At 42.3% G+C, this 18277-nt stretch carries 29 protein-coding genes; 14 read left to right on the top strand and 15 right to left on the bottom strand.

Going from position 1 to position 18277, the window contains the following annotated elements:
- The first annotated feature begins 224 nt into the window (after positions 1 to 224).
- Together uhpT and uhpA are read left to right on the top strand one after the other, a co-directional pair.
- Positions 225 to 1601, top strand: coding sequence for a hexose-6-phosphate:phosphate antiporter (uhpT, locus tag AAC855_RS05175; protein WP_340608570.1), 1377 nt, complete (start codon positions 225 to 227; stop codon positions 1599 to 1601).
- Positions 1602 to 1740: 139 nt separating this feature from the next.
- Positions 1741 to 2349 (top strand): response regulator transcription factor UhpA, encoded by a 609-nt coding sequence (uhpA, locus tag AAC855_RS05170; protein ID WP_340608569.1) that lies wholly within the window; start codon positions 1741 to 1743, stop codon positions 2347 to 2349.
- A gap of 120 nt (positions 2350 to 2469) precedes the next feature.
- Here the strand turns inward: uhpA and AAC855_RS05165 are convergent, their stop codons facing one another.
- Genes AAC855_RS05165 through AAC855_RS05150 form a run of 4 tightly spaced genes read right to left on the bottom strand, consistent with a single transcriptional unit; the run spans position 2470 to position 3787 of the window.
- Positions 2470 to 2733: a pyocin activator PrtN family protein gene (locus AAC855_RS05165; RefSeq protein WP_340608745.1), complete on the bottom strand. Its 264-nt coding sequence runs from the start codon at positions 2731 to 2733 to the stop codon at positions 2470 to 2472.
- A gap of 5 nt (positions 2734 to 2738) precedes the next feature.
- On the bottom strand, positions 2739 to 3056 hold the full coding sequence (locus AAC855_RS05160; RefSeq protein WP_340608568.1) for a hypothetical protein: 318 nt from the start codon (positions 3054 to 3056) through the stop codon (positions 2739 to 2741).
- Entirely contained in the window at positions 3046 to 3441 is a 396-nt protein-coding gene (locus tag AAC855_RS05155; RefSeq protein ID WP_340608567.1) for a phage protein NinX family protein, read from the bottom strand. Before AAC855_RS05155 ends, AAC855_RS05160 begins: the two co-directional genes overlap by 11 nt.
- A gap of 1 nt (position 3442) precedes the next feature.
- Positions 3443 to 3787: a DUF551 domain-containing protein gene (locus tag AAC855_RS05150; RefSeq protein WP_340608566.1), complete on the bottom strand. Its 345-nt coding sequence runs from the start codon at positions 3785 to 3787 to the stop codon at positions 3443 to 3445.
- 95 nt (positions 3788 to 3882) lie between these two features.
- On the opposite strand from AAC855_RS05150, the gene AAC855_RS05145 reads away from it, so the two are divergent.
- On the top strand, positions 3883 to 4014 hold the full coding sequence (locus AAC855_RS05145; RefSeq protein WP_340608565.1) for a hypothetical protein: 132 nt from the start codon (positions 3883 to 3885) through the stop codon (positions 4012 to 4014).
- On the opposite strand, the gene AAC855_RS05140 is transcribed toward AAC855_RS05145, so the two are convergent.
- From AAC855_RS05140 to AAC855_RS05090, 11 genes are all read right to left on the bottom strand, one after another.
- Positions 4008 to 4352: a hypothetical protein gene (locus tag AAC855_RS05140; protein WP_099123254.1), complete on the bottom strand. Its 345-nt coding sequence runs from the start codon at positions 4350 to 4352 to the stop codon at positions 4008 to 4010. The genes AAC855_RS05145 and AAC855_RS05140 overlap by 7 nt on opposite strands.
- Positions 4353 to 4364: 12 nt before the next feature.
- Entirely contained in the window at positions 4365 to 4967 is a 603-nt protein-coding gene (locus tag AAC855_RS05135) for a hypothetical protein (RefSeq protein ID WP_340608564.1), read from the bottom strand.
- The gene (locus AAC855_RS05130) at positions 4964 to 5827 is read right to left on the bottom strand and encodes an ORF6N domain-containing protein (protein WP_340608563.1); all 864 of its coding nucleotides are present in this window, start codon (positions 5825 to 5827) and stop codon (positions 4964 to 4966) included. Before AAC855_RS05130 ends, AAC855_RS05135 begins: the two co-directional genes overlap by 4 nt.
- 10 nt (positions 5828 to 5837) lie before the next feature.
- Positions 5838 to 6314: a hypothetical protein gene (locus AAC855_RS05125; protein WP_340608303.1), complete on the bottom strand. Its 477-nt coding sequence runs from the start codon at positions 6312 to 6314 to the stop codon at positions 5838 to 5840.
- 6 nt (positions 6315 to 6320) lie between these two features.
- Entirely contained in the window at positions 6321 to 6509 is a 189-nt protein-coding gene (locus AAC855_RS05120; protein WP_099112022.1) for a PerC family transcriptional regulator, read from the bottom strand.
- The gene (locus tag AAC855_RS05115; protein WP_340608562.1) at positions 6496 to 6792 is read right to left on the bottom strand and encodes an ANR family transcriptional regulator; all 297 of its coding nucleotides are present in this window, start codon (positions 6790 to 6792) and stop codon (positions 6496 to 6498) included. The genes AAC855_RS05120 and AAC855_RS05115 overlap by 14 nt, the downstream gene beginning before the upstream one ends.
- A complete protein-coding gene (locus AAC855_RS05110) occupies positions 6789 to 7118 on the bottom strand; it encodes a hypothetical protein (protein WP_340608561.1) in 330 nt (109 codons plus the stop codon). Before AAC855_RS05110 ends, AAC855_RS05115 begins: the two co-directional genes overlap by 4 nt.
- Positions 7119 to 7189: 71 nt before the next feature.
- The gene (locus tag AAC855_RS05105) at positions 7190 to 7606 is read right to left on the bottom strand and encodes a hypothetical protein (RefSeq protein WP_340608559.1); all 417 of its coding nucleotides are present in this window, start codon (positions 7604 to 7606) and stop codon (positions 7190 to 7192) included.
- Positions 7603 to 8013: a hypothetical protein gene (locus AAC855_RS05100; RefSeq protein ID WP_340608558.1), complete on the bottom strand. Its 411-nt coding sequence runs from the start codon at positions 8011 to 8013 to the stop codon at positions 7603 to 7605. Before AAC855_RS05100 ends, AAC855_RS05105 begins: the two co-directional genes overlap by 4 nt.
- 414 nt (positions 8014 to 8427) lie before the next feature.
- Complete coding sequence (locus AAC855_RS05095; protein ID WP_340608557.1) at positions 8428 to 8751, bottom strand: transcriptional antitermination N peptide; 324 nt, start codon at positions 8749 to 8751, stop codon at positions 8428 to 8430.
- A gap of 365 nt (positions 8752 to 9116) precedes the next feature.
- The gene (locus tag AAC855_RS05090; RefSeq protein WP_340608556.1) at positions 9117 to 9821 is read right to left on the bottom strand and encodes a S24 family peptidase; all 705 of its coding nucleotides are present in this window, start codon (positions 9819 to 9821) and stop codon (positions 9117 to 9119) included.
- A gap of 507 nt (positions 9822 to 10328) precedes the next feature.
- Here AAC855_RS05090 and AAC855_RS05085 point away from each other — a divergent pair.
- From AAC855_RS05085 to AAC855_RS05035, 11 genes are all read left to right on the top strand, one after another.
- The gene (locus AAC855_RS05085) at positions 10329 to 10649 is read left to right on the top strand and encodes a hypothetical protein (protein ID WP_340608554.1); all 321 of its coding nucleotides are present in this window, start codon (positions 10329 to 10331) and stop codon (positions 10647 to 10649) included.
- Positions 10650 to 10843: 194 nt separating this feature from the next.
- Positions 10844 to 11656, top strand: a complete 813-nt coding sequence (locus AAC855_RS05080) for a hypothetical protein (RefSeq protein ID WP_340608553.1) — start codon at positions 10844 to 10846, stop codon at positions 11654 to 11656.
- An 85-nt stretch (positions 11657 to 11741) separates the two neighbouring features.
- Positions 11742 to 13358 carry a DEAD/DEAH box helicase gene (locus AAC855_RS05075; RefSeq protein ID WP_340608744.1) on the top strand — a complete coding sequence of 539 codons (1617 nt, stop codon included), beginning with the start codon at positions 11742 to 11744 and terminating at the stop codon, positions 13356 to 13358.
- Entirely contained in the window at positions 13355 to 14332 is a 978-nt protein-coding gene (locus AAC855_RS05070) for a toprim domain-containing protein (RefSeq protein WP_340608551.1), read from the top strand. The genes AAC855_RS05075 and AAC855_RS05070 overlap by 4 nt, the downstream gene beginning before the upstream one ends.
- On the top strand, positions 14332 to 14751 hold the full coding sequence (locus AAC855_RS05065) for an antiterminator Q family protein (protein WP_340608550.1): 420 nt from the start codon (positions 14332 to 14334) through the stop codon (positions 14749 to 14751). The genes AAC855_RS05070 and AAC855_RS05065 overlap by 1 nt, the downstream gene beginning before the upstream one ends.
- Before the next feature lie 412 nt (positions 14752 to 15163).
- Positions 15164 to 15424 carry a hypothetical protein gene (locus tag AAC855_RS05060; protein WP_340608549.1) on the top strand — a complete coding sequence of 87 codons (261 nt, stop codon included), beginning with the start codon at positions 15164 to 15166 and terminating at the stop codon, positions 15422 to 15424.
- 401 nt (positions 15425 to 15825) lie between these two features.
- Positions 15826 to 16557 (top strand): Thoeris anti-defense Tad2 family protein, encoded by a 732-nt coding sequence (locus AAC855_RS05055; protein WP_340608547.1) that lies wholly within the window; start codon positions 15826 to 15828, stop codon positions 16555 to 16557.
- A 72-nt stretch (positions 16558 to 16629) separates the two neighbouring features.
- Complete coding sequence (locus AAC855_RS05050) at positions 16630 to 16860, top strand: hypothetical protein (protein WP_340608546.1); 231 nt, start codon at positions 16630 to 16632, stop codon at positions 16858 to 16860.
- Positions 16861 to 16935: 75 nt separating this feature from the next.
- Positions 16936 to 17151: a hypothetical protein gene (locus AAC855_RS05045; RefSeq protein WP_340608545.1), complete on the top strand. Its 216-nt coding sequence runs from the start codon at positions 16936 to 16938 to the stop codon at positions 17149 to 17151.
- Between the two features lie 266 nt (positions 17152 to 17417).
- A complete protein-coding gene (locus AAC855_RS05040; protein WP_099121745.1) occupies positions 17418 to 17753 on the top strand; it encodes a phage holin, lambda family in 336 nt (111 codons plus the stop codon).
- Positions 17750 to 18184 carry a lysozyme gene (locus AAC855_RS05035; RefSeq protein ID WP_340608544.1) on the top strand — a complete coding sequence of 145 codons (435 nt, stop codon included), beginning with the start codon at positions 17750 to 17752 and terminating at the stop codon, positions 18182 to 18184. The genes AAC855_RS05040 and AAC855_RS05035 overlap by 4 nt, the downstream gene beginning before the upstream one ends.
- The last annotated feature ends 93 nt before the right edge of the window (positions 18185 to 18277 follow it).

The raw sequence follows: 18277 nt of genomic DNA, 5'->3' as shown, positions 1-18277 counted from the left end.
GTTGGGAGATTGTGACTCTTTTCACGCTTTACTTCAGATAAAGACAAAACTAGGAAATTTTCCTAGTTTATCTAAGACAATAGCTCAAGCCAGTTTTTAACCCTTTTCTTAGAATCCCAGTAATAACAATACCTACGAAAAACTTCGCGTTTTAGCGAACCACCTTTTTGATTTCCACCTGCATTAAAAAGGTTTTCTTTGTCGTGGTTATCTGAGGATTTCATATGATTAAAATTCTGGAACAAGTTCGCCAACCGACGTTGGATCTTCCAGTCGATATACGCCGCAAGATGTGGTTTAAGCCTTTTATGCAATCATATCTGGTGGTTTTCATTGGCTATATGGCGATGTATCTGGTGCGCAAGAATTTCAATATTGCCCAGAACGATATGGTTTCTACTTATGGTTTGTCGATGACGCAACTTGGATTGATAGGGCTGGGGTTCTCTATCACTTATGGCGTAGGCAAAACGTTAGTTGCTTATTATGCAGATGGAAAAAATACCAAGCAATTTTTGCCATTTATGTTGATTTTGTCTGGTCTGGCCATGCTTGGTTTTAGTATGAGCATGGGTAGCTCTGGGATCAGTGTTTTCTTGATGGTGGCATTTTATGCACTGAGTGGTTTTTTCCAAAGTATTGGTGGGCCGGCAAGTTATTCCACTATTACCAAATGGACTCCGCGTAGCAAACGAGGCACCTATCTTGGGCTTTGGAACATGTCGCACAATGTGGGCGGTGCAGGTGCGGCAGGAGTTGCTTTGTTTGGCGCACACTATTTATTTGATGGTCATGTTATTGGGATGTTTATTTTCCCTTCCATTATTGCTCTGATCATCGGTTTTATTGGCTTACGTTATGGAAGCGATTCCCCAGAAAGTTATGGTCTGGGTAAAGCAGAAGAGCTATTTGGAGAGGCGATCAGCGAAGAAGATATCGCGGCAGAAGAAAATCAAATGACTAAGCGGGAGATTTTTGTTGAGTATATTCTGAAAAACAAAGTGATCTGGCTTCTTTGCTTTGCCAATATTTTTCTTTATATCGTGCGGATTGGCATTGATCAGTGGTCAACGGTATATGCATATCAGGAATTAGGACATTCAAAAGAAACGGCTATTTCCGGTTTTACTATGTTTGAGGTTGGAGCGCTAGTCGGGACGCTGATGTGGGGATATTTGTCAGATTTGGCAAATGGTCGTCGTGCGCTCGTTGCCTGTGTCTCACTGGGATTAATTATTGTTAGCCTTGAATTTTACCAGCATGCAACCAGCGAGTTTATGTATTTAGGTTCTCTATTTATACTCGGATTTCTGGTGTTCGGCCCACAATTACTGATTGGTGTGTCTGCTGTTGGTTTTGTACCGAAAAAAGCGATCAGTGTTGCAGATGGTGTCAAAGGTACGTTTGCTTATTTAATCGGTGATAGTTTTGCTAAATTAGGTTTGGGAATGATTGCTGATGGAGTACCTATTTTTGGGTTAACAGGCTGGAAAGGCACATTTGTCGCACTTGATACTTCTGCCTGTATCTGTATTACATTACTTGCATTTGTTGCTATTGCTGAAGAGAGAAAAATCCGCAGCAGCAGGAAAGCACTATAAACCTTGTTAAAAATCGTTATGGCGCTACTGTTTTATTCACAGTAGCGTTTTTGAGTGAAGTGTATCATTCCCAGTCTATTGCACAGCTATATTAATGAGAGTAATTTATACGGGTTTTCTGATCTGGCAATAAATAACGATGATTAAAGTAGCATTAGTCGATGACCATGTGGTAGTACGTTCTGGCTTTGCCCAATTATTAAGCTTAGAACCTGATATTGAAGTTGTCGGTGAATTCAATTCATGTGCCGAAGCAAGATATGGGTTGCCCGGCTCAGGGGCAATGGTCTGTATTCTTGATATTTCAATGGCTGATGAAAGTGGGTTATCATTATTGCAGGATATACCTTCCGGCATTGGTTGCATTATGCTGAGCGTCCACGATTCAGCTACTATGGTGGAAAAATCCCTAAAAGCAGGAGCCCGGGGTTATCTAAGTAAACGCTGTAGCCCGGATGAACTGGTACAGGCGGTGCGTATTGTCGTGAATAATGGTTTTTACTTCTCGCCGGATATTGTGCTTAAACTGAAATCATCAAAAAGTAATCCAGCTTCTTTGGATCACTTAACGAAAAGAGAGAGGCAAATCGCGGAAATGCTTGCCACAGGAATGGATGTTAAAGAAGTAGCAGCTGAACTGGGCTTGAGTCATAAAACAATTCATGTTCATCGGGCTAATGCGATAAGTAAATTGGGCGTGACAAATAACGTGGGCTTAGCAAATTATTTTGCCTCTAGTGACCTCTAATGTACCGATATCTTATCGGTATTATTGTTTTTTAAATCAATTGAATGCATGGTTTAGGGGTGCTATTGGGGTGCTGAAAATAAACTTAGCACCCGATAGTTTTCGAAGGATTTTGTGAGACTATTTTCTTTTAAACTGCATCCTTTCTACTTCTTTTGCTGCTAATTCCCTTTGCTTATCGATGTACTCCGCGAGATCATGCACATGAACAATTCGCGGTGATTTTTGACTGTCATTCATTCTGTATGTCGGGAATTTTAGCTTGCCTTCAATAGCCTTGCGCTCTGCTGTCGCTGGAGTCAATTTAAGGTACTTCTCGGCTATAGCTGACAGAAGAATTTGCGAGGTTTCAAACTCTGCCATTAATAAGAATACTGTATTCATTTTCACTACTCACCTCCTTTCTGATACCCGCTCTCCAATATCACCCTCGCCACACTCGCTGGTGTTGCCTTATCACTCCACGTTGCATCGAAAATAATGTCGTTCAGTTCCGCTATGAGAATATCGTTCAAATTCTTCGGTCTTGCAGAGTAGGGCACCTCATCAGGCACCCCTTCCATAATGTCGATAGTGAGCTGGGCTATTTCTGTTGCTTCCCGTTCCGGCTTACGGTATCCAGAATGCCAGACTACATCAGTGATATCTGACGGATCACCCCATACTGAGGCAATAATCTGAGTCAGGTGGAATGAGTTATTGATCATTGTTCTTCTCCATCAACTCACTCGGTATTTCAACTTCGTCGCCCATTTTTGCGGAAACTAAGGCTCGACAAATCGCAATTTGTGGTGTTTGACCTTCTTCCACTTTCCAAATGGAAAAGTCATCCACTGTTACCGCTTTACAAGATGCCACCCAAGGGGAATCAGTGCACATACGGGTTAAGCTATCTAGATATTTATCAATTAACTGGACGCATATAGACCAATCAGAAGATGGCTTAAATGAATAATATCTACTTTTTTTATCTACAAAATGCCCACTTGGTAATTCCAGAAAACAACCCTTACTACAAATCTCTGCTCCTAAAGACAACGCCACAGCCCAATCCAACGCTTTACCTGTCAGCTCACTTGTTTTGATTTTCACATCAATTCTCCTGTGTTGCTGGCGCAGGAACATCATCCATATAGCACCAGTGTGTAACTTCAGAATTATCGTGCTCCATCCATTCGCCTTTGTCAGAATCCCACCAGTCATAACCTTTGCTAGCTATGGTTTGGCCATATCCCCCGATGTAGGTGTAATAAACAAGGCATAGATGGTTGAAGCCGTCATCATCAACGGGCATTCTTTCTTTGACGCTGACCCATGGAATGACTGGTAGTTTCCTGCTCTCTTCCGCCTTCTTCAGTAACCAATCTGCCCACTCACGCCCGTCGTCGATTTGTCCGGGTAAGCCAATGTCATTCTGTGCGTTATCGATGCTTATCATTATTTTCTACCCCGTTTGTTATGCTTTTTCTTCGCTGGTGTTATCTTCATTACCGACACTTTGGGTGCTGGTGGAAGAGGAGGGCAGATGCCCTCATGAATGTCAAAGTTACGTCTCATGGTGTGGATATGTCTTTGCGTCCAATCCCTGCCGTCGTCGATGTGGACTATTGTTCTGACCAGCTCGTCGTCAATGTCCACCCTCTGATGGTGTTCCTCAGTCATTGAAACATCCCCTTAGCTGCCAGCGTCTCACCCATGTCATTAATCATGCTTTGCCATATTTCACGCCCGTAGACTGTCAGGAGACCATTGACGACACATTTCTCCATCAGGGCGATGGCGATAACTTCCCATGCCGGATAACTCTGCTGTAATGCTTCCAGTGCGTAACTGTCCACCAGTTCACGAATGCCTTTTGCCCCTTCGACAATAGCAATATTGATTTCTGTTTTGCCGACTTGCATCGTGAAGTGAGCGCCGCCGTTACGGGTCACTACATCGTTATAGATAGCGGCTGAATAGCTGTTCGCCAGCGCGTTGAGACGAAAGTTTTTTGTTATCATGTGAGCCTCCTATTAATGAATAACGGGGATATCGCCAAACTCACCCGTTTCTACTGACTTGATTAAGTCATCGTGCAACATAGAAAGCCCCTCACGCCCTTTCTCAGATAACCAGTTCCCGCTTTCTGGCTGCATATTGATGAAGTCCATGTACATTCTGATGGCCATATCTGCGCCTGCTTCTCTACCGAACTGCTCAAAGGCGATCCCCTCAACATGGGCTGCCAGCATCAGGCGCTCTGAAAACGGGTATACTGTGATGGCAGAGGCACCATTAAGATAAATAGCTGCGGTATCAGTGCCGCCTTCGTCGTTATCAACCTCACGCGTGCCGTTTCTATCCATTTGCTCCCGGATAAATGAAGCTGAGACAATCCAGCGCCACAGCATCACACTCTGTTCGCTGGTGAGTTCATAAAAGCCTGCTTTCCAGCCATGAAGAATAGCCAGTACCAAATCAAAACCCAGCAATAAATCGCGGTCATACTGACCCGCGTCCAATGATTTCAGCGCCTCTGCATAACCGATAATTTCAGTGTTAGCCGCCTCAGTGATGACAATCACGCCATGCTTGCCGTAATCAAATCCCGTTTCAGTGTGATGAGGCTTTTTCATTGTTTGACCTCCGGCGTATAAACCGCTTTATCGTGCTGGTATTCACCGTTCCAACTCTTCTTCATGGGAAGCTCACCTTTCATGTACAGGGCATAAAGACGATGACAGCCTTTTTCCAGTAGCACAGCAGTACGGGTAATAAAGGGATCTTGTCCATGCGGCTTTATCTCGTTTTCGTCTTCGGTGAGGTAGCGATCTCGGGCGTAGGAAGCGACACGCCAGCGCGGTTTTTTCTCCGGGTCTTTCTGCTCGTTGTAGAGCCAGTTCCGCTCCATCGCCCACCACATGATCTTGGCGGTATTCACCCCGTTCAGGCCTTTGCAGAAAGCAGGAAGGGTTATGCCTTTGGTAAAGTGTTTTTCCAGACTGCCAACCGTTGCACTCAGGGTTTTGTTCTCACCCTCAAGGCGCTCGACGTTTTCGGCATACACAGACAGCATGGAACGTAACTTCGCGGGATTACTTAACAGTTCCGCTTCGGTTGTGATGCTGTCGCGGCGGGTGAAATAGAACTCAGTCAGATCATCGAAGTAATTCCAAGCCTGGTCTGTTTCTAACATCTTGGAATGGTTCGCTGCACCGCGTTCTGTCCAGAGAATGAGGTTTCTTGCATGTTTGTTAACTGAACCTCTTAAAGAGGGGCAGTTCTTAAGTGACTGTAACTCATCACCTTCAACCCAAAAATAGTGCTTACCATCAACAAATCTTTCTTTGTTTCTACTGAAATTGTTGGTGATCATTTTTTCAGTAGCACCATAACCCGAAGCTAACTGTTCAGTAGTCACAACACGCTGACCGCGATACTCAACAATCTGTAATTCTTTAGCGGATACTGGAACTAATTCATTTTTCTTACTCATATCTCGTCTCTCAATGTGTGCTGGGTGATGCTGGTTCAGCAGTAAATAATTTGAATCCGTTGATAAATACCCCGTCGATAAAATCACGCATCCATGAAGAGTTATTTTCTTTCTCATCCTTTTCGTTGTTGGAATAAAAGCGCCACAACGCGATATATTTTTCGACTGGGTTAATTTCTAAAATTGGTTTTTCTATTTGGTGAATAAGTAGCGTTTCAATAACTTCAGAATCTAATTCGACTGTGCAATTTCCGTGGGTAAATATAAAATCTCCATTTTCAAGCCTTCCGAAGCGCTCACCGCATGAAACTAAGTATTCTTTGGCAACCCTAGCTCTATTTTGCTTAACCGAAAACTCAGCCCATTCCATTCTTTCTACATCTGTTAATGGTGGGTCATTAGCTATTATTCTTTCTTCATCTAAAAGAAAATCAGGGCACTTGAATCTACTTTTCTTTAAAATGGCGATCATTTCTCTTATTGTCATGATTAATTACCACCCCTCACGAATAATTACTTTTGCTTTTTGAATACAGCGATTTCCGTTTTTAATGCATTCCTGTTCTTGTTTAAGGTTTTGAGATAATGAAAGGGCTTCACCCCATTTATTCGCAGCACGACGAAATAAACCTTTCGATTCTAAATTCCGTGCTAATTCGCCTGCCTGTTCATATGCTGTCATTATTCACCACCTGTTTATTCATGTGCTTTTTTAATTCAGAAGCTATGCGCCGATTTTCTTTTCGGGTTGCTATTTCAGTGCTTCTTAATGCCGTGCTATGGCTATGATGCAATGAATGTCTTTTTTCATTATGCTCTTGGCGATATTCAGACCAGAGTTGGGTATTCAGCGTGGTGGCTAATTTATTAGCTTTTCCCCAATATTCGGCAGCGATGTTATACTTTTCTTCTTTTTCCATTTGAATAGCGATATTGGCAAAATCTAAATAGGATTTCTTTTTCATTTTATTGGCTCCGTTTTTTGTGCAACGTTTTCTAAAAGCTCATTTATAAATGCTTCACCTTCCTTAGTAAGATTTCCGTGTATCGTGTAAAAACTCTCATATGAATCAATTATTCTTCTTGCGGCTTCCTTTCCCAGCTTGAATACTTCAAATTCAAAGAAGCGCATTAAAGCGATACTTAATATATTTTTGTCTAAATCAAGTTGATACTTAATACCATTGACGTTTACTATTTCGGTGTGAGTACCGTACTTCCTTTCTAGTGAGTTTAATTTTGCATCTATCAATGTCTTTCTCTTTCTTACAATTAAATCTGATGGTGTCATTCTATATTCTCCGTTTTTGGAGTAAGCGAGCCCCCAGCGATGGCGCTGTAATTAAATTTGTTTTGTTGTTTTTATTTTGTTTGTAATGAGCAGAGTTTATTATCTAATTCCATTAATTCATCATATACTCTTTTATGTTCTTCCATTTTCTTAGCATGTTCTTTTTTAAGCCGAAGGAACTCCTTTTCTTTTTTAATATCGTCTTGTAATTCATTTAATATCCGAGAATGCCTTAGTATAAAATCAGGACGCATTTCACCAAGCATCAGTTTAATCGTCCCATCTTCCTGTTTAACTTCTTTTAAAGGATAGTTGGTTTGTCTGTATTCATCATCAAACTGCTCTTGTGCTCTAACATAAGCTAATTTATTCAGTGCGCCGTTTTCACTTAAATAAGCACGGTTAGCACCACGAACGACATAGACTTCACGTGTTTCAATTTTGATGTCTTTATTAGTGGCAATTTCTATGGGTTTTAATATTGTCATAATTCTTCACCTCTGATTCGTTCTATTTCTTTTATTGCGGTAAATACTAAATCGGACAAAATAGAAAGCTCGACTGCTCTTTCATCATTTCTTTCATTTTCAATAAGTGTATTAATAAATACTCTTGATTTATTGATGGCTACATGAGCGGGTTCTAATTCGAATCGCATATCACTGCATTTGCCTACAGCACGTTCAATAATAAAATCTTTATTTATATCCCTTAATTTCTGCGCTAAATTACATGCCTGACGATGAATTCCCCGACACATTAAATAAGTATCCGGTTCTGCTTCATTCTGAGTTGCAGTCACTACAGGAAATATAGATGATTCAATTTCTTCTGCAATTTCGACGGCGGTTTGTAAATAAGATTTATTGCCACTTGATATTTTTGTTTTATTCATGTTGATTCACTTTTTGTAGAGAGTTAGAATTGGTTTGATTGCTATTTTTTACACTGATTATTATTTAATGTGCATGTTTTAGTGAGTGAAATGTAATAATCTTTACTTTCAGCGGTTAAAGAAATTAGCTAAACTAAACTCATTATTACAATGAGAGTGCAAGTTTAATTATGTGTAGAAGTCAGTGGAAAAAATTTATCGGCTGGTTGGGTAAGCAAGCTGATAAACCTAATCTTGCTTGTATAGGTTTGGGGTTATTAATTGCATTTCGCCCTGAACCACTTGAGTTGTGGTTACGTGAATACGCACCTATTTTTAAGCCAGACACCTTTGCTTATTATGTCTTGTTGTACCTTATTAGCTTGGCTGCGATATATATTCTATCAATGCCGATTAAATATCTAAGAAAGAAAATCACACCCTCGCAGTAACATTACCAGACTTTAGATGGCGGCGGGATTTGGTTTTGGTTGAATAAAGTGCTGTATTGGGTAGGCAGCAATTGTTTAAACTATCATAATTTGGTGTAGTTTGGATTGAAATTGCTTTATTAACGCGATCCATTGCTTTTCTGTTCAATGATAATATTGGTCGTTTTGGTTCTATAATATCTTCAGGATTGAGTGCGGTCTGGAGAGCCATATTAATGGCTTTATCTTTGCTATATGCATCTTGTTGCTCTTTTCTACGCTCATGCCTTCTCTTTCTTGCGTTGTTATAGCCATGAAAATTATGCATATTATTCTCCTTAGTTGATTGTTGATTGAGTAGTTTTTTACACCTCAGTCAGTAATCAACTGGTAAGAATGGTGCGCTTTTTCAGCGCTGTCTGTTAAAGAGCGTACTACTTTTATCATTCGCTGTGTTTCTTGGTTGTTAATGTACCCTTGGGTAATTTAAATGTAAATACCTGTAGGTATACAAAAAAATCAAAAAAGTTTACCTTGTTGAGTTTTAAGATGTTTTATTTATACATTATGTTTAAATTGTGATTAAAATCACTAATCAACCAAAGCGATATAATAGGCAGATATAAAAGTGTTGACTGGTTTTATGATGATGTAACCATGTAAAAGGCCGCAAGGAGCGACCTATGTGTGATATTAACCGTGGAATTTGTACGCGCGAGATTGACTGACTAAAACTTTTCCTTGAATAAATAAATCATTAACCTCTTTTTCATCCAAGTACCAAGTTTCATATTTTTTATTGTCTGAAATTATCGCCATTTTTTTGTATTGTAGCTGTAACCTCTTTATAAAAACTTGATTGCCAATAAGAAAAATGTATATTCCATCTCCGTCGAAATGCTTCACTGAAACATCAACAAATATCTGATCCTTAGATTCAAACGTACCAGCCATTGAATCGCCATTAACGGCAATCATTTTTATATGCTCTGCTGGTCTGCCACCAAATAGTGATTTTGCTTCGCCGTTCGTATATTCAATAGAACGAATTGTTTCAATAAATTCATCTCGAACCATAACACCCCTTCCTGCACTTGCTTGCACATCAAATACTTCAACTTTGTAGTATTGAGAATCATGTTTGGGTTCTATGGTCACTGCCATATCAACTATGCCATCCATCCAGCCAGCAGGAAGATTTAAAGCCTTCTGGATCGCATGAACCATCTTGTCACCTATTCTTTTGTATCCAGCTTTTGTAGGGGGATACAGCATGCGGGAGACATAAGATTTATCTTTTCCTATTGCGCGAGAAAATTCCTCTTGAGTCTCATATTGAGAAACAAGCTCAATTAGCTTTTTTCTTCGAATTTCATACAAATCAAGTTCTGTGTTCATGGTTTAAATCATCGTTCAAAAATACCTGCTGGTAAATTGCCTATGGGTATAGACACTACATATACCTTGGGGTATATTATGGCATATAAAGTGAGTAAAGGACAACTAATGGACAAATTAAGAATATTTTTAAACTCACTAACAGCGGAGGAAAGAAGCTTCTTCGCTGTTCAGTGTAAAACAACGGTCGGATACTTGAGGAATGCAATTTATACCAAGAAAAAACTAGGAGCTAGCTTATGCGTTCTTATTGAAAAAAACAGTAACAGTATAGTGACTCGTAAAGATCTTCATCCTGATTGGGTGAAAATATGGCCTGAACTAACAGTATAACTACATCGCTCTTTAAAATCTCTGTGCTGAAAAAGCACACCTACCTACAAATCATCTATCTCAGGATAGACGACGATCTTTTATTTTTGTCAAACAAAGCCTAATCAAAATTCTATTTCAATAACTTTACGCGCAGAACGAGCTTTCTGGTGCGTAGAAAGGCAAATACCAATCGTGAATATATACCCAATCCACAACGTAATAATGCCTGAAATTTATCATCCGGGTGATGCGGAATGGATTCAAAAAATGCTTTCCGCCATGAAATCAACCATGAGGGAGTATGCGAGGGATAAGTACTCATATGTCTACAAACTTCGGCGGGATGAAGATCCTGTGCCATTCCGACGGGATAACACAGGAGCCAGAGCTGCCAACACATGGCTCCGATTGTTCCTCAAGAAAAATTACAGATCGATGCAAGGTTATACCGAGGCGCCAATGTTAGCCCCGCAAGCACAGCCAAGGGCACAGCCTCATTCGGAGGTTGCTTAGAGCAGGAGCAATCCAGTAGCACCGAAAAGGCAGAGTCTTCTGGCTGAGGTAACAATGGGTAAGGGATCACTGAGGCTGAGTATGAAAAAGCAGCCAAGTGAGAATGATTATCAAAGTAGGGGAAAGTAAAAAATCCAGTAGTGAGGGAAAAGTATTAAATAAGAACCCCCCTATTTTTTTTGGGACAAATAAGAATGAATCTCAATAAGAAAGCAGAAAGTATTATCGCAAAACACAAAAAATTAATTGCATGGAAACCAGAAAGAGCCGTTGCTGCATTAGTGAAAATTGGTATGAGTGATAAGGATGCAAGGGAGTTTGTGAAACAAAATGCACCGGAACGAAAAACTCATAAGCCGCACAAGACCCACAAACCACACAACAGCCACGCAAAGCCGGTGAATCTGGAAGCATTGAGTACTCATTACATCGTTGTCGGTGATTACGAGTTACTGAGCCTCAAGCACCAAGATGCGTTGATTGCGGCCATTCGCAACGGGAAAGGGAAGAGTTCATGGAATGATGAATCAATGGCGATCACGCTGTTCGGGTTAGTCAGGGCATACCCCATTATCACCACTGCCGAGGTTAATAAATTTCTCAATCGCGGCGCATTCATTGACAGCATCCCATTGTTCATTGATGGGGAGGTAATCGAAGGGGAGGCAATGCCATCTGCGAACAACGAAAGCGTAAAAGATATTTTTCGGGCCGTTAAGCAACTGAAAAAAATCACTGACAGCTTGATGGGATCCGGTGCGCTATATCTCCAGAAATATCTCGACCGTGTACCTACAGACGAAGATGTTAAACGTGCTGTCGGTATCGTAGCCCCAGCAATAATAAACCCGCACTTCCATGAAATTAATTATGAGCGCCAGTACAACGAAATGCCTGTGGATGCTCACGCCGAAGACAGTAAGCGGATTATCAATGAGTGGAAAAAAGAATTGAAACTCAAAGGAAGCAAGAAACCGAACAGCGAAACTTTGGCGAGTGAAGACTGATCCGGCTCTTGCTATTGGCACTAATGAAAAGTTGCCCATGCAAATTATGGCATGGGAACTCAGGAAAATAAATAAAGGTAAAGTTATGCTGAATATTACCCCTAACTTTGCTCAGGAACGCGCCCTGAACATGCTGCGTCAGGATTGGAAGGGGTTTAATTCTTTCATGGTGTACGCTCCGACAGGTGCAGGTAAGACCGGATTAGCCGCGTTTATCACACAGGGTTTTGTCTCAAAGCGGAAAAAGGTCATGATGATCTGTCCTTTCACCGTCCTGATAAATCAGACTGCACAGCGCTTTATTGAGTATGGCTTGCCAGCACACGAAATCAGTTATGTGTGGCGTGACCATCCGAACTACGACCCGACCCGGCTCATTCAGATTGCGTCAGCCGATACGATTATCCGCCGTGAGTTCCCCGGTGATATCGATCTGCTGGTGATTGATGAAGCCCACCTGAAGCGTAAGAAGATACTGGAAGAAATCACCCGGCTGACCACCGAAACAAACTGTAAGGTTGTCGGATTATCGGGCACGCCGTTCTCACCGTTCCTCGGTCACTATTACGAGAAGCTGATTAAGCCAACCACGATAAAAGAGTTAATCCAGCGTGGTGATTTGAGTGCTTATGAGTTTTACGCGCCTACTAAGCCCGATCTGTCAGGCGTGAAATCATCAACCAACCCGGAATACGGCAGTGATTACAAAGAGGCTGAGATTGCCGAGATTATGTGTGGCGCTGATTTGGTCGGGGATGTGGTCAGTAGCTGGCTTAAATTAGGCGAGAACCAGCCGACTGTCTGCTTTTGTGTGAATGTCAGCCACGCTAATTTTCTCACTATCGAGTTCGGTCGTGCCGGGATCAATGCTGAGGTCATGACTGCCAATACGCCGCCCGAAGAAAGAGATCTGATTATTCATCGTTTTGAACAGGGTGCGACCAAGGTCATTGTTAATGTGAGCGTACTCGTGGCTGGTTTTGATAGCGATGTCCGTTGCATTATCTACGCCCGACCTACCAAGTCAGAAATACGGTGGCTCCAGTCAATCGGTAGGGGTCTTCGTACTGCTAAAGGTAAGGAGCGATGCATCATTCTCGATCACTCCGGCACCGTCCACCGTCTCGGCTATCCCGATGATATCGAATATGACGAGTTGCCCAGCAAAAACGATGGCATGAAGACCCATTCCAGCCACCGGGAGCAGGAAAAGCGCGAGAAGTTGCCGAAAGAATGCCCCAGTTGTCACTACATGAAGCCTGCCGGGGTCTATGTTTGCCCGAAGTGTGATTTTAAGCCCCTGACCGGGGAAGACATCGACGTCGATACCAGCCGCACCATTCAAAAACTCAGCAAGAAAGAGCGGGTTTACACTCAGGCGGAAAAGCAGAGTTTCTACTCGCAGCTGAAGTATTACCAGAACCAACGGGCTTCACAGGGTAAGACGTTCAGTGATGGCTGGGTATCTAATACGTTTAAGGAAAAGTTCGGTGTCTGGCCTCGCGGTTTTCATGACACTCCGCAGGAACTGACTCCCGAAGTGAACAACTTCATCAAGCATAAGCAGATTCAATGGGCGAAGTCCCGTAAGAAAGCCGAGCAGCCCGCTAAAGAACAGTTATCACTGGAGCCTGAGGTTATTCAGCACCGTCTCAACGATATCCGTGAACGCTTCGGTATGCCACAGGGAGAAACACAATGAACAGAATCAAAACCGCCGATGCCGTCATCGGTCGCTGGCCTGAGATTTTTAATTACTACCAGTTACCACCCGTAACCGGCAAGCGTCACTTTAAGGGGAAATGCCCGATATGCGAGCGGAAAGGCAGCTTTCGTATTGATGATCGGGAAGGCAGAGGCACGTTCATTTGCACCTGCAATGCCGGGGATGGCTGGAAGCTACTCACACTGACGCAGGGAAAAGAGTACAAGACGTTGGCGGACGAGATTGATCTGCTGCTGGGTATCCAGTCCGATAAACGCAGCACAGTGAAAAAAGAGACCAATATCACTGCGTTCAGAAACAGAGTCACGGCCTGCTACGCCAATTTATCCCATCTGAGAGGCACACAGGGTGAGGCTTATCTGCGTAACCGGGGTATTCATGTTCTGCCTGCTGATAACGTGAAATATTGCGCCGAACAGCCTGTGCGTAACGGAACACTGCAAGCGATATGGGCGCTGGCTACCGATTCAAAAGGGCTGGCGTGTTACCTGCACCGGACGTATTTAGATGGGGATCGGAAAGCCGTGCTAGAGGTGACGAAAAAAATGAACTCACTGCAAGAAGAGAGCTATTTAGTCCATGCCCAATCAGTGGCTATTCGGTTATTTCCGGTGGATTCCACGCTGGGGATTGCTGAGGGCATCGAGACCGCGCTTTCCTGTAAGCAAGTTTACGGCGTGAACACATGGTCAACCATGAACGCCGGGTATATGGCGAAATTTATTGCCCCACAAGGCGTGAAGCACCTCATTGTTTTTGCAGATAACGACTGGAGCGCCACAGGTCATGCTGCCGCGATGGAGTGCGCCCGTAAGAATTTACAGGCGAATAACGACGTTGAAAAAGTCAGCGTTCGCTGGCCAGACGCCGGGGATTTTAATGACCTGCTCCAGAACGGAGATCAGGCCAGAGGATTAGAGTTTATGAGAAAGACAGCGGAGACAGCATAATGCGTGATATTCAGATGGTATTGGAACGCTGGGGAGCATGGGCGGCTGATAACAATGATGGTGTTTACTGGTCATCCATTGCAGCGGGATTCAAAGGGCTAATTCCGAACAGAGTGAAATCACGCCCGCAATGCTGTGATGATGATGCCCTCATAATTTCTAGCTGCATGGCGAGACTGAACAAGAACAATAACGAGGCGCATGATTTGCTATTTGATTATTACGTCTTCGGGAAAACGTTCATGCAATTGGCGCAGGATCATGAGTGTTCTGATACTCATATCGGGAAGAGGCTACAAAAGGCCGAAGGTGTTATTGAAGGTATGTTAATGATGCTGGATGTTGCACTAGAAATGGACAAATGCGTCCAGTTAGCGCCGCAGAATGTTAATACTCATCAATTATGCAGTAACTTTTAAAAATAGCTTTACGATCGTAAAAATGCTGCTATTGTGATAAGAGTGATAGCAATGTCACACAGCTTATTAATTTCAGACCTCGCCCAGTGCGGGGTTGCAGTAATTTGTTGTAAACTGCATCTAATAAAAGTGGAAGCTTTTTTCTTGTTATCAGTCAGCATCAATCCTTTCATAGTAAGGGAGTTTAGATATATGCCAGGCTACCCATACCCACATCGATTACACAATCAAGAGATACCTAATAGAGCAAGGTTTGACAGCGGCACAGTTATGCATTCTACGCAAGATATTGTTTTTTTTTTGTAGTAGTCCAGTCTCGGTGAGTGCAAATCACGGAGCATCTGAAATAGTTACGATTGTAAATCTTTTATGTGCAAATAGTAGCCCACGTCTTCCAACATGGATACCTGATATGGTTGCAATTTTACAGTTGCCACTAGGTGATTTTATGGAACGAACTGTAGATTTTATAGCAGGTATCCCTAATACACATATAGTGCGTTTGGGAATTAGTCTGTTAGGTCAAAAAATGCATGCTCAACTTTTAGCAAATAGAACTCATCGTGATATCTTAGCTCCCTTAGGTAGAGTAAAAGTAGGAGCATTAAGTAATACCAAGATCTACATTGAGCAGGATTTACAAAGTCAATTCCGTTGGTTCAGTCCTAGATGAAACCTAATTCTGGTAATAATAGTTATCTCAGTTCCGGGATGTTCAGTGGAATATCCTTGCTCTCCCTTTTAGGGGCTTGAAGACCTGTTTAAGGTGCGTCCACTCAGGCTACCGTCTGGATGACGGTATTGTTGAAAGGTTATGTTCCCCGTTCTCAGACAATAGTTACTATCTGAATAATGGCTGGCACGGCATGCATTAGCACCAAATTTCAAATATACACCTCACTGAATCACGCACTCGACTAACAGATAAACTTTATAATATGCCACCCTATTTTAAGGCGTATTGATTCTGTTACAGGCTATTCAATTGAGATAGGAACCTAACCTCAGTAATATTAACTGGCTAGTTAGCAGTAGGATGAAATGACCTTTAACGAATAATAAAGTGAGGTGTTTATGTCTGATGTTAATAAGCTGGATGATACGCAATGCCAAATTAATCCTGACCAATACAAAATTAAGATTGATACAGTAACTGCGCCAGTTGGTTCCTGTCCGTGGGCAATAATTCAAGTGTATTTGGGGAATAAGTTGCATCGTAGTGATTGGGACACCCCTAATGAGTACATGCGCCTTACTTCCAAAAAAACGGGTAATGATTCTGTTTATATTGAAAAAAGTGATAAACATGGTACTTGGTTTTCTTGGCAACCCACACCAGAAGATTTGATGGCTTGCGATTGGATATTGTTGTCTGAAGTAAAACCAGTTGAATGTATGCTGTCTTTTGATCTTGAGATAGGAACTGGCAAATATAGAGATGATAGTCAGCAAGATTGGGGATATTTGAGCCAAGGTGGGAACGATATGAGTTATGTTGATTCTACTTTTGGCACTCTGACTAACCTTCAAAATACTCTAGGCATTGGAAACATCTTAGAGTTCATATTAAATGAATTTCCCATTGGAACTTTTTGGGGTATACAATTTCAAGTTGACACCCAAAATCAGCCGGACTTATATAATAGGATTCTTGAAGTAACGGCGAATGGAACAACTTATAATCTTGGCTCAAGTCCAAATTCTACAACTAATTTCGTCTATAACTCTGACGGTGCAAAACAACTAGGCGACCTACTGAAACAAAACCTAGGTAAGACACTGCATTTTTGCCTCAACTGGAAATAAATCTACATACCGAATTCAAGGCTGCTTAATGCGGCCTTTTTGTTTTTATATAATAAAATTAGGGATCACATAATGAAAAAGTTAAAGGTGACAATTTCAGCTCTAACTGAAAGTGACGCTGCTAGCTCTGTGGTTTTCAGGATATGGCAACATGATAAATTGCTAGTTGAAGATACACTGAAAGGCAAAATATCAGGAGAATACATCAAACTTTATGATGTTAATTGCTCTAATGAGCCGCTCAAGATTGAGCATAACCGGAATGGCCTTACATCATTTAAGATCACTACCAGTATCGCATAATCAATCGCATTTCATTGAACTTTAATTAACCAATTAATAATCTATTCTCCGGGTACCCAAACAAAGGAGATAGATATGTTTGTAGAAAAAGGGCTAAAGCCAGATTTAGATAACACTGGCTTTGTGCTCGGATGGGGGGTTGTCCGTTATTCCCCATGGCATTTGGCAGGCGTGTATGCCACCAAAGATAAAGCCGAAATAGAAGCGGTTAATTTAGGTTCGGAATATGATGTACATTACGGATCACACAAACCCGATACGGATGATTTCATATGGTTTGTTGAATCTTAACCCTAATTTATATCTCGATAAATTAATGCAGGGTCGCACTAAGCGGCCTTTTTGCTTTGGACTATATAGAAACAATCCTCGTATTGGTTATATGTGAAGTTAGCTTCACATATAGCGACTTAGCTCCACACATAAGAAATTTGCCACCGCAATCACTCCCATAACCTCAGTATCTCCTATTGCGGCTGGCATCCTATTCACTACAACTCACAGGGGCGACCACAGACTCACCCCACGGACGCCCATTGTTCTGATGGGGTGGAAATATGCGTATGACTGAAAAAGACACGGAGTTCTGGGCGCATGTCTGGGACTGGTTAATTATCAATGCTCCTTTTTTGGGTGGCATGTTTTTGGCGGCATCGACAGCATTCGCCCGGGAGAAAAGGGATGGCTCAGGCTGGAAAGCCTCATTAGTCGAAGCCTTTATCTGTGCGGCAATCAGTGTCGGGATTATTAACGCGCTGGAATATGCCCAGCTACCACTGAGTCTGGCTCAGTTCTTCGGTGTCCTCATTGGCTTTTTGGGTACGAAGAAGATTGGGTCAATTCTTGATGCGGTCTTTACCTTCTTCAAAAACAAGTTCGGGGTGCACAGATGAAAATCAGCGAAAACGGATTGAGCTTCATCAAACAATATGAAGGATTGAAACTGAAAGCCTATCCCGATCCGGCGACTGGTGGTATTCCGTGGACGATTGGCTACGGTCACACAAAAGACGTCAAACCGGGACAAGTTATCACCGAGCAGCAGGCCGAAGCATTCCTGCATGATGACCTTCAGCCTATTTACATCACCCTTGAATCAGCCGTGAAGGTGTCACTGACTCAGGGTCAGTTCGATGCCCTGTGCTCGTTCATCTTCAATTGTGGTGCGGGTAACTTTGCTCGTTCTACCTTGCTGAAAAAACTTAATGCGAGTGACTACCAAGGTGCAGCCGATGAATTCCAGAGATGGAATAAGGCAGCGGGTAAGGTGATGAACGGGCTGACCAAGCGTAGGGCATCTGAGCGCCAGATGTTTTTGTCATGAGATCCTACGTGATATTCGAAAAAATCTACTTTGAATTCTGAGCCTCGCTTTTGCGGGGCTTCTTTTTATCGGCGTACTGACGTGCGCTAAACC

Source organism: Xenorhabdus bharatensis (genome assembly GCF_037996705.1).
In the GTDB taxonomy this organism is placed as follows: Bacteria; Pseudomonadota; Gammaproteobacteria; order Enterobacterales; family Enterobacteriaceae; genus Xenorhabdus; species Xenorhabdus bharatensis.
Note: the sequence above shows the minus strand (reverse complement) of the source record. Positions and strands in the feature narration are given on the sequence as shown.

Excerpts from the sequence above, each read along its gene's own strand:
- uhpT (WP_340608570.1), top strand. The coding sequence starts at position 225 with ATGATTAAAATTCTGGAACAAGTTCGCCAACCGACGTTGGATCTTCCA.
- uhpA (WP_340608569.1), top strand. The coding sequence starts at position 1,741 with ATGATTAAAGTAGCATTAGTCGATGACCATGTGGTAGTACGTTCTGGC.
- AAC855_RS05165 (WP_340608745.1), bottom strand. The coding sequence starts at position 2,733 with ATGAATACAGTATTCTTATTAATGGCAGAGTTTGAAACCTCGCAAATT.
- AAC855_RS05160 (WP_340608568.1), bottom strand. The coding sequence starts at position 3,056 with ATGATCAATAACTCATTCCACCTGACTCAGATTATTGCCTCAGTATGG.
- AAC855_RS05150 (WP_340608566.1), bottom strand. The coding sequence starts at position 3,787 with ATGATAAGCATCGATAACGCACAGAATGACATTGGCTTACCCGGACAA.
- AAC855_RS05145 (WP_340608565.1), top strand. The coding sequence starts at position 3,883 with ATGAATGTCAAAGTTACGTCTCATGGTGTGGATATGTCTTTGCGTCCA.
- AAC855_RS05140 (WP_099123254.1), bottom strand. The coding sequence starts at position 4,352 with ATGATAACAAAAAACTTTCGTCTCAACGCGCTGGCGAACAGCTATTCA.
- AAC855_RS05135 (WP_340608564.1), bottom strand. The coding sequence starts at position 4,967 with ATGAAAAAGCCTCATCACACTGAAACGGGATTTGATTACGGCAAGCAT.
- AAC855_RS05130 (WP_340608563.1), bottom strand. The coding sequence starts at position 5,827 with ATGAGTAAGAAAAATGAATTAGTTCCAGTATCCGCTAAAGAATTACAG.
- AAC855_RS05125 (WP_340608303.1), bottom strand. The coding sequence starts at position 6,314 with ATGACAATAAGAGAAATGATCGCCATTTTAAAGAAAAGTAGATTCAAG.
- AAC855_RS05120 (WP_099112022.1), bottom strand. The coding sequence starts at position 6,509 with ATGACAGCATATGAACAGGCAGGCGAATTAGCACGGAATTTAGAATCG.
- AAC855_RS05115 (WP_340608562.1), bottom strand. The coding sequence starts at position 6,792 with ATGAAAAAGAAATCCTATTTAGATTTTGCCAATATCGCTATTCAAATG.
- AAC855_RS05110 (WP_340608561.1), bottom strand. The coding sequence starts at position 7,118 with ATGACACCATCAGATTTAATTGTAAGAAAGAGAAAGACATTGATAGAT.
- AAC855_RS05105 (WP_340608559.1), bottom strand. The coding sequence starts at position 7,606 with ATGACAATATTAAAACCCATAGAAATTGCCACTAATAAAGACATCAAA.
- AAC855_RS05100 (WP_340608558.1), bottom strand. The coding sequence starts at position 8,013 with ATGAATAAAACAAAAATATCAAGTGGCAATAAATCTTATTTACAAACC.
- AAC855_RS05095 (WP_340608557.1), bottom strand. The coding sequence starts at position 8,751 with ATGCATAATTTTCATGGCTATAACAACGCAAGAAAGAGAAGGCATGAG.
- AAC855_RS05090 (WP_340608556.1), bottom strand. The coding sequence starts at position 9,821 with ATGAACACAGAACTTGATTTGTATGAAATTCGAAGAAAAAAGCTAATT.
- AAC855_RS05080 (WP_340608553.1), top strand. The coding sequence starts at position 10,844 with ATGAATCTCAATAAGAAAGCAGAAAGTATTATCGCAAAACACAAAAAA.
- AAC855_RS05075 (WP_340608744.1), top strand. The coding sequence starts at position 11,742 with ATGCTGAATATTACCCCTAACTTTGCTCAGGAACGCGCCCTGAACATG.
- AAC855_RS05070 (WP_340608551.1), top strand. The coding sequence starts at position 13,355 with ATGAACAGAATCAAAACCGCCGATGCCGTCATCGGTCGCTGGCCTGAG.
- AAC855_RS05065 (WP_340608550.1), top strand. The coding sequence starts at position 14,332 with ATGCGTGATATTCAGATGGTATTGGAACGCTGGGGAGCATGGGCGGCT.
- AAC855_RS05060 (WP_340608549.1), top strand. The coding sequence starts at position 15,164 with ATGGTTGCAATTTTACAGTTGCCACTAGGTGATTTTATGGAACGAACT.
- AAC855_RS05055 (WP_340608547.1), top strand. The coding sequence starts at position 15,826 with ATGTCTGATGTTAATAAGCTGGATGATACGCAATGCCAAATTAATCCT.
- AAC855_RS05050 (WP_340608546.1), top strand. The coding sequence starts at position 16,630 with ATGAAAAAGTTAAAGGTGACAATTTCAGCTCTAACTGAAAGTGACGCT.
- AAC855_RS05045 (WP_340608545.1), top strand. The coding sequence starts at position 16,936 with ATGTTTGTAGAAAAAGGGCTAAAGCCAGATTTAGATAACACTGGCTTT.
- AAC855_RS05040 (WP_099121745.1), top strand. The coding sequence starts at position 17,418 with ATGCGTATGACTGAAAAAGACACGGAGTTCTGGGCGCATGTCTGGGAC.
- AAC855_RS05035 (WP_340608544.1), top strand. The coding sequence starts at position 17,750 with ATGAAAATCAGCGAAAACGGATTGAGCTTCATCAAACAATATGAAGGA.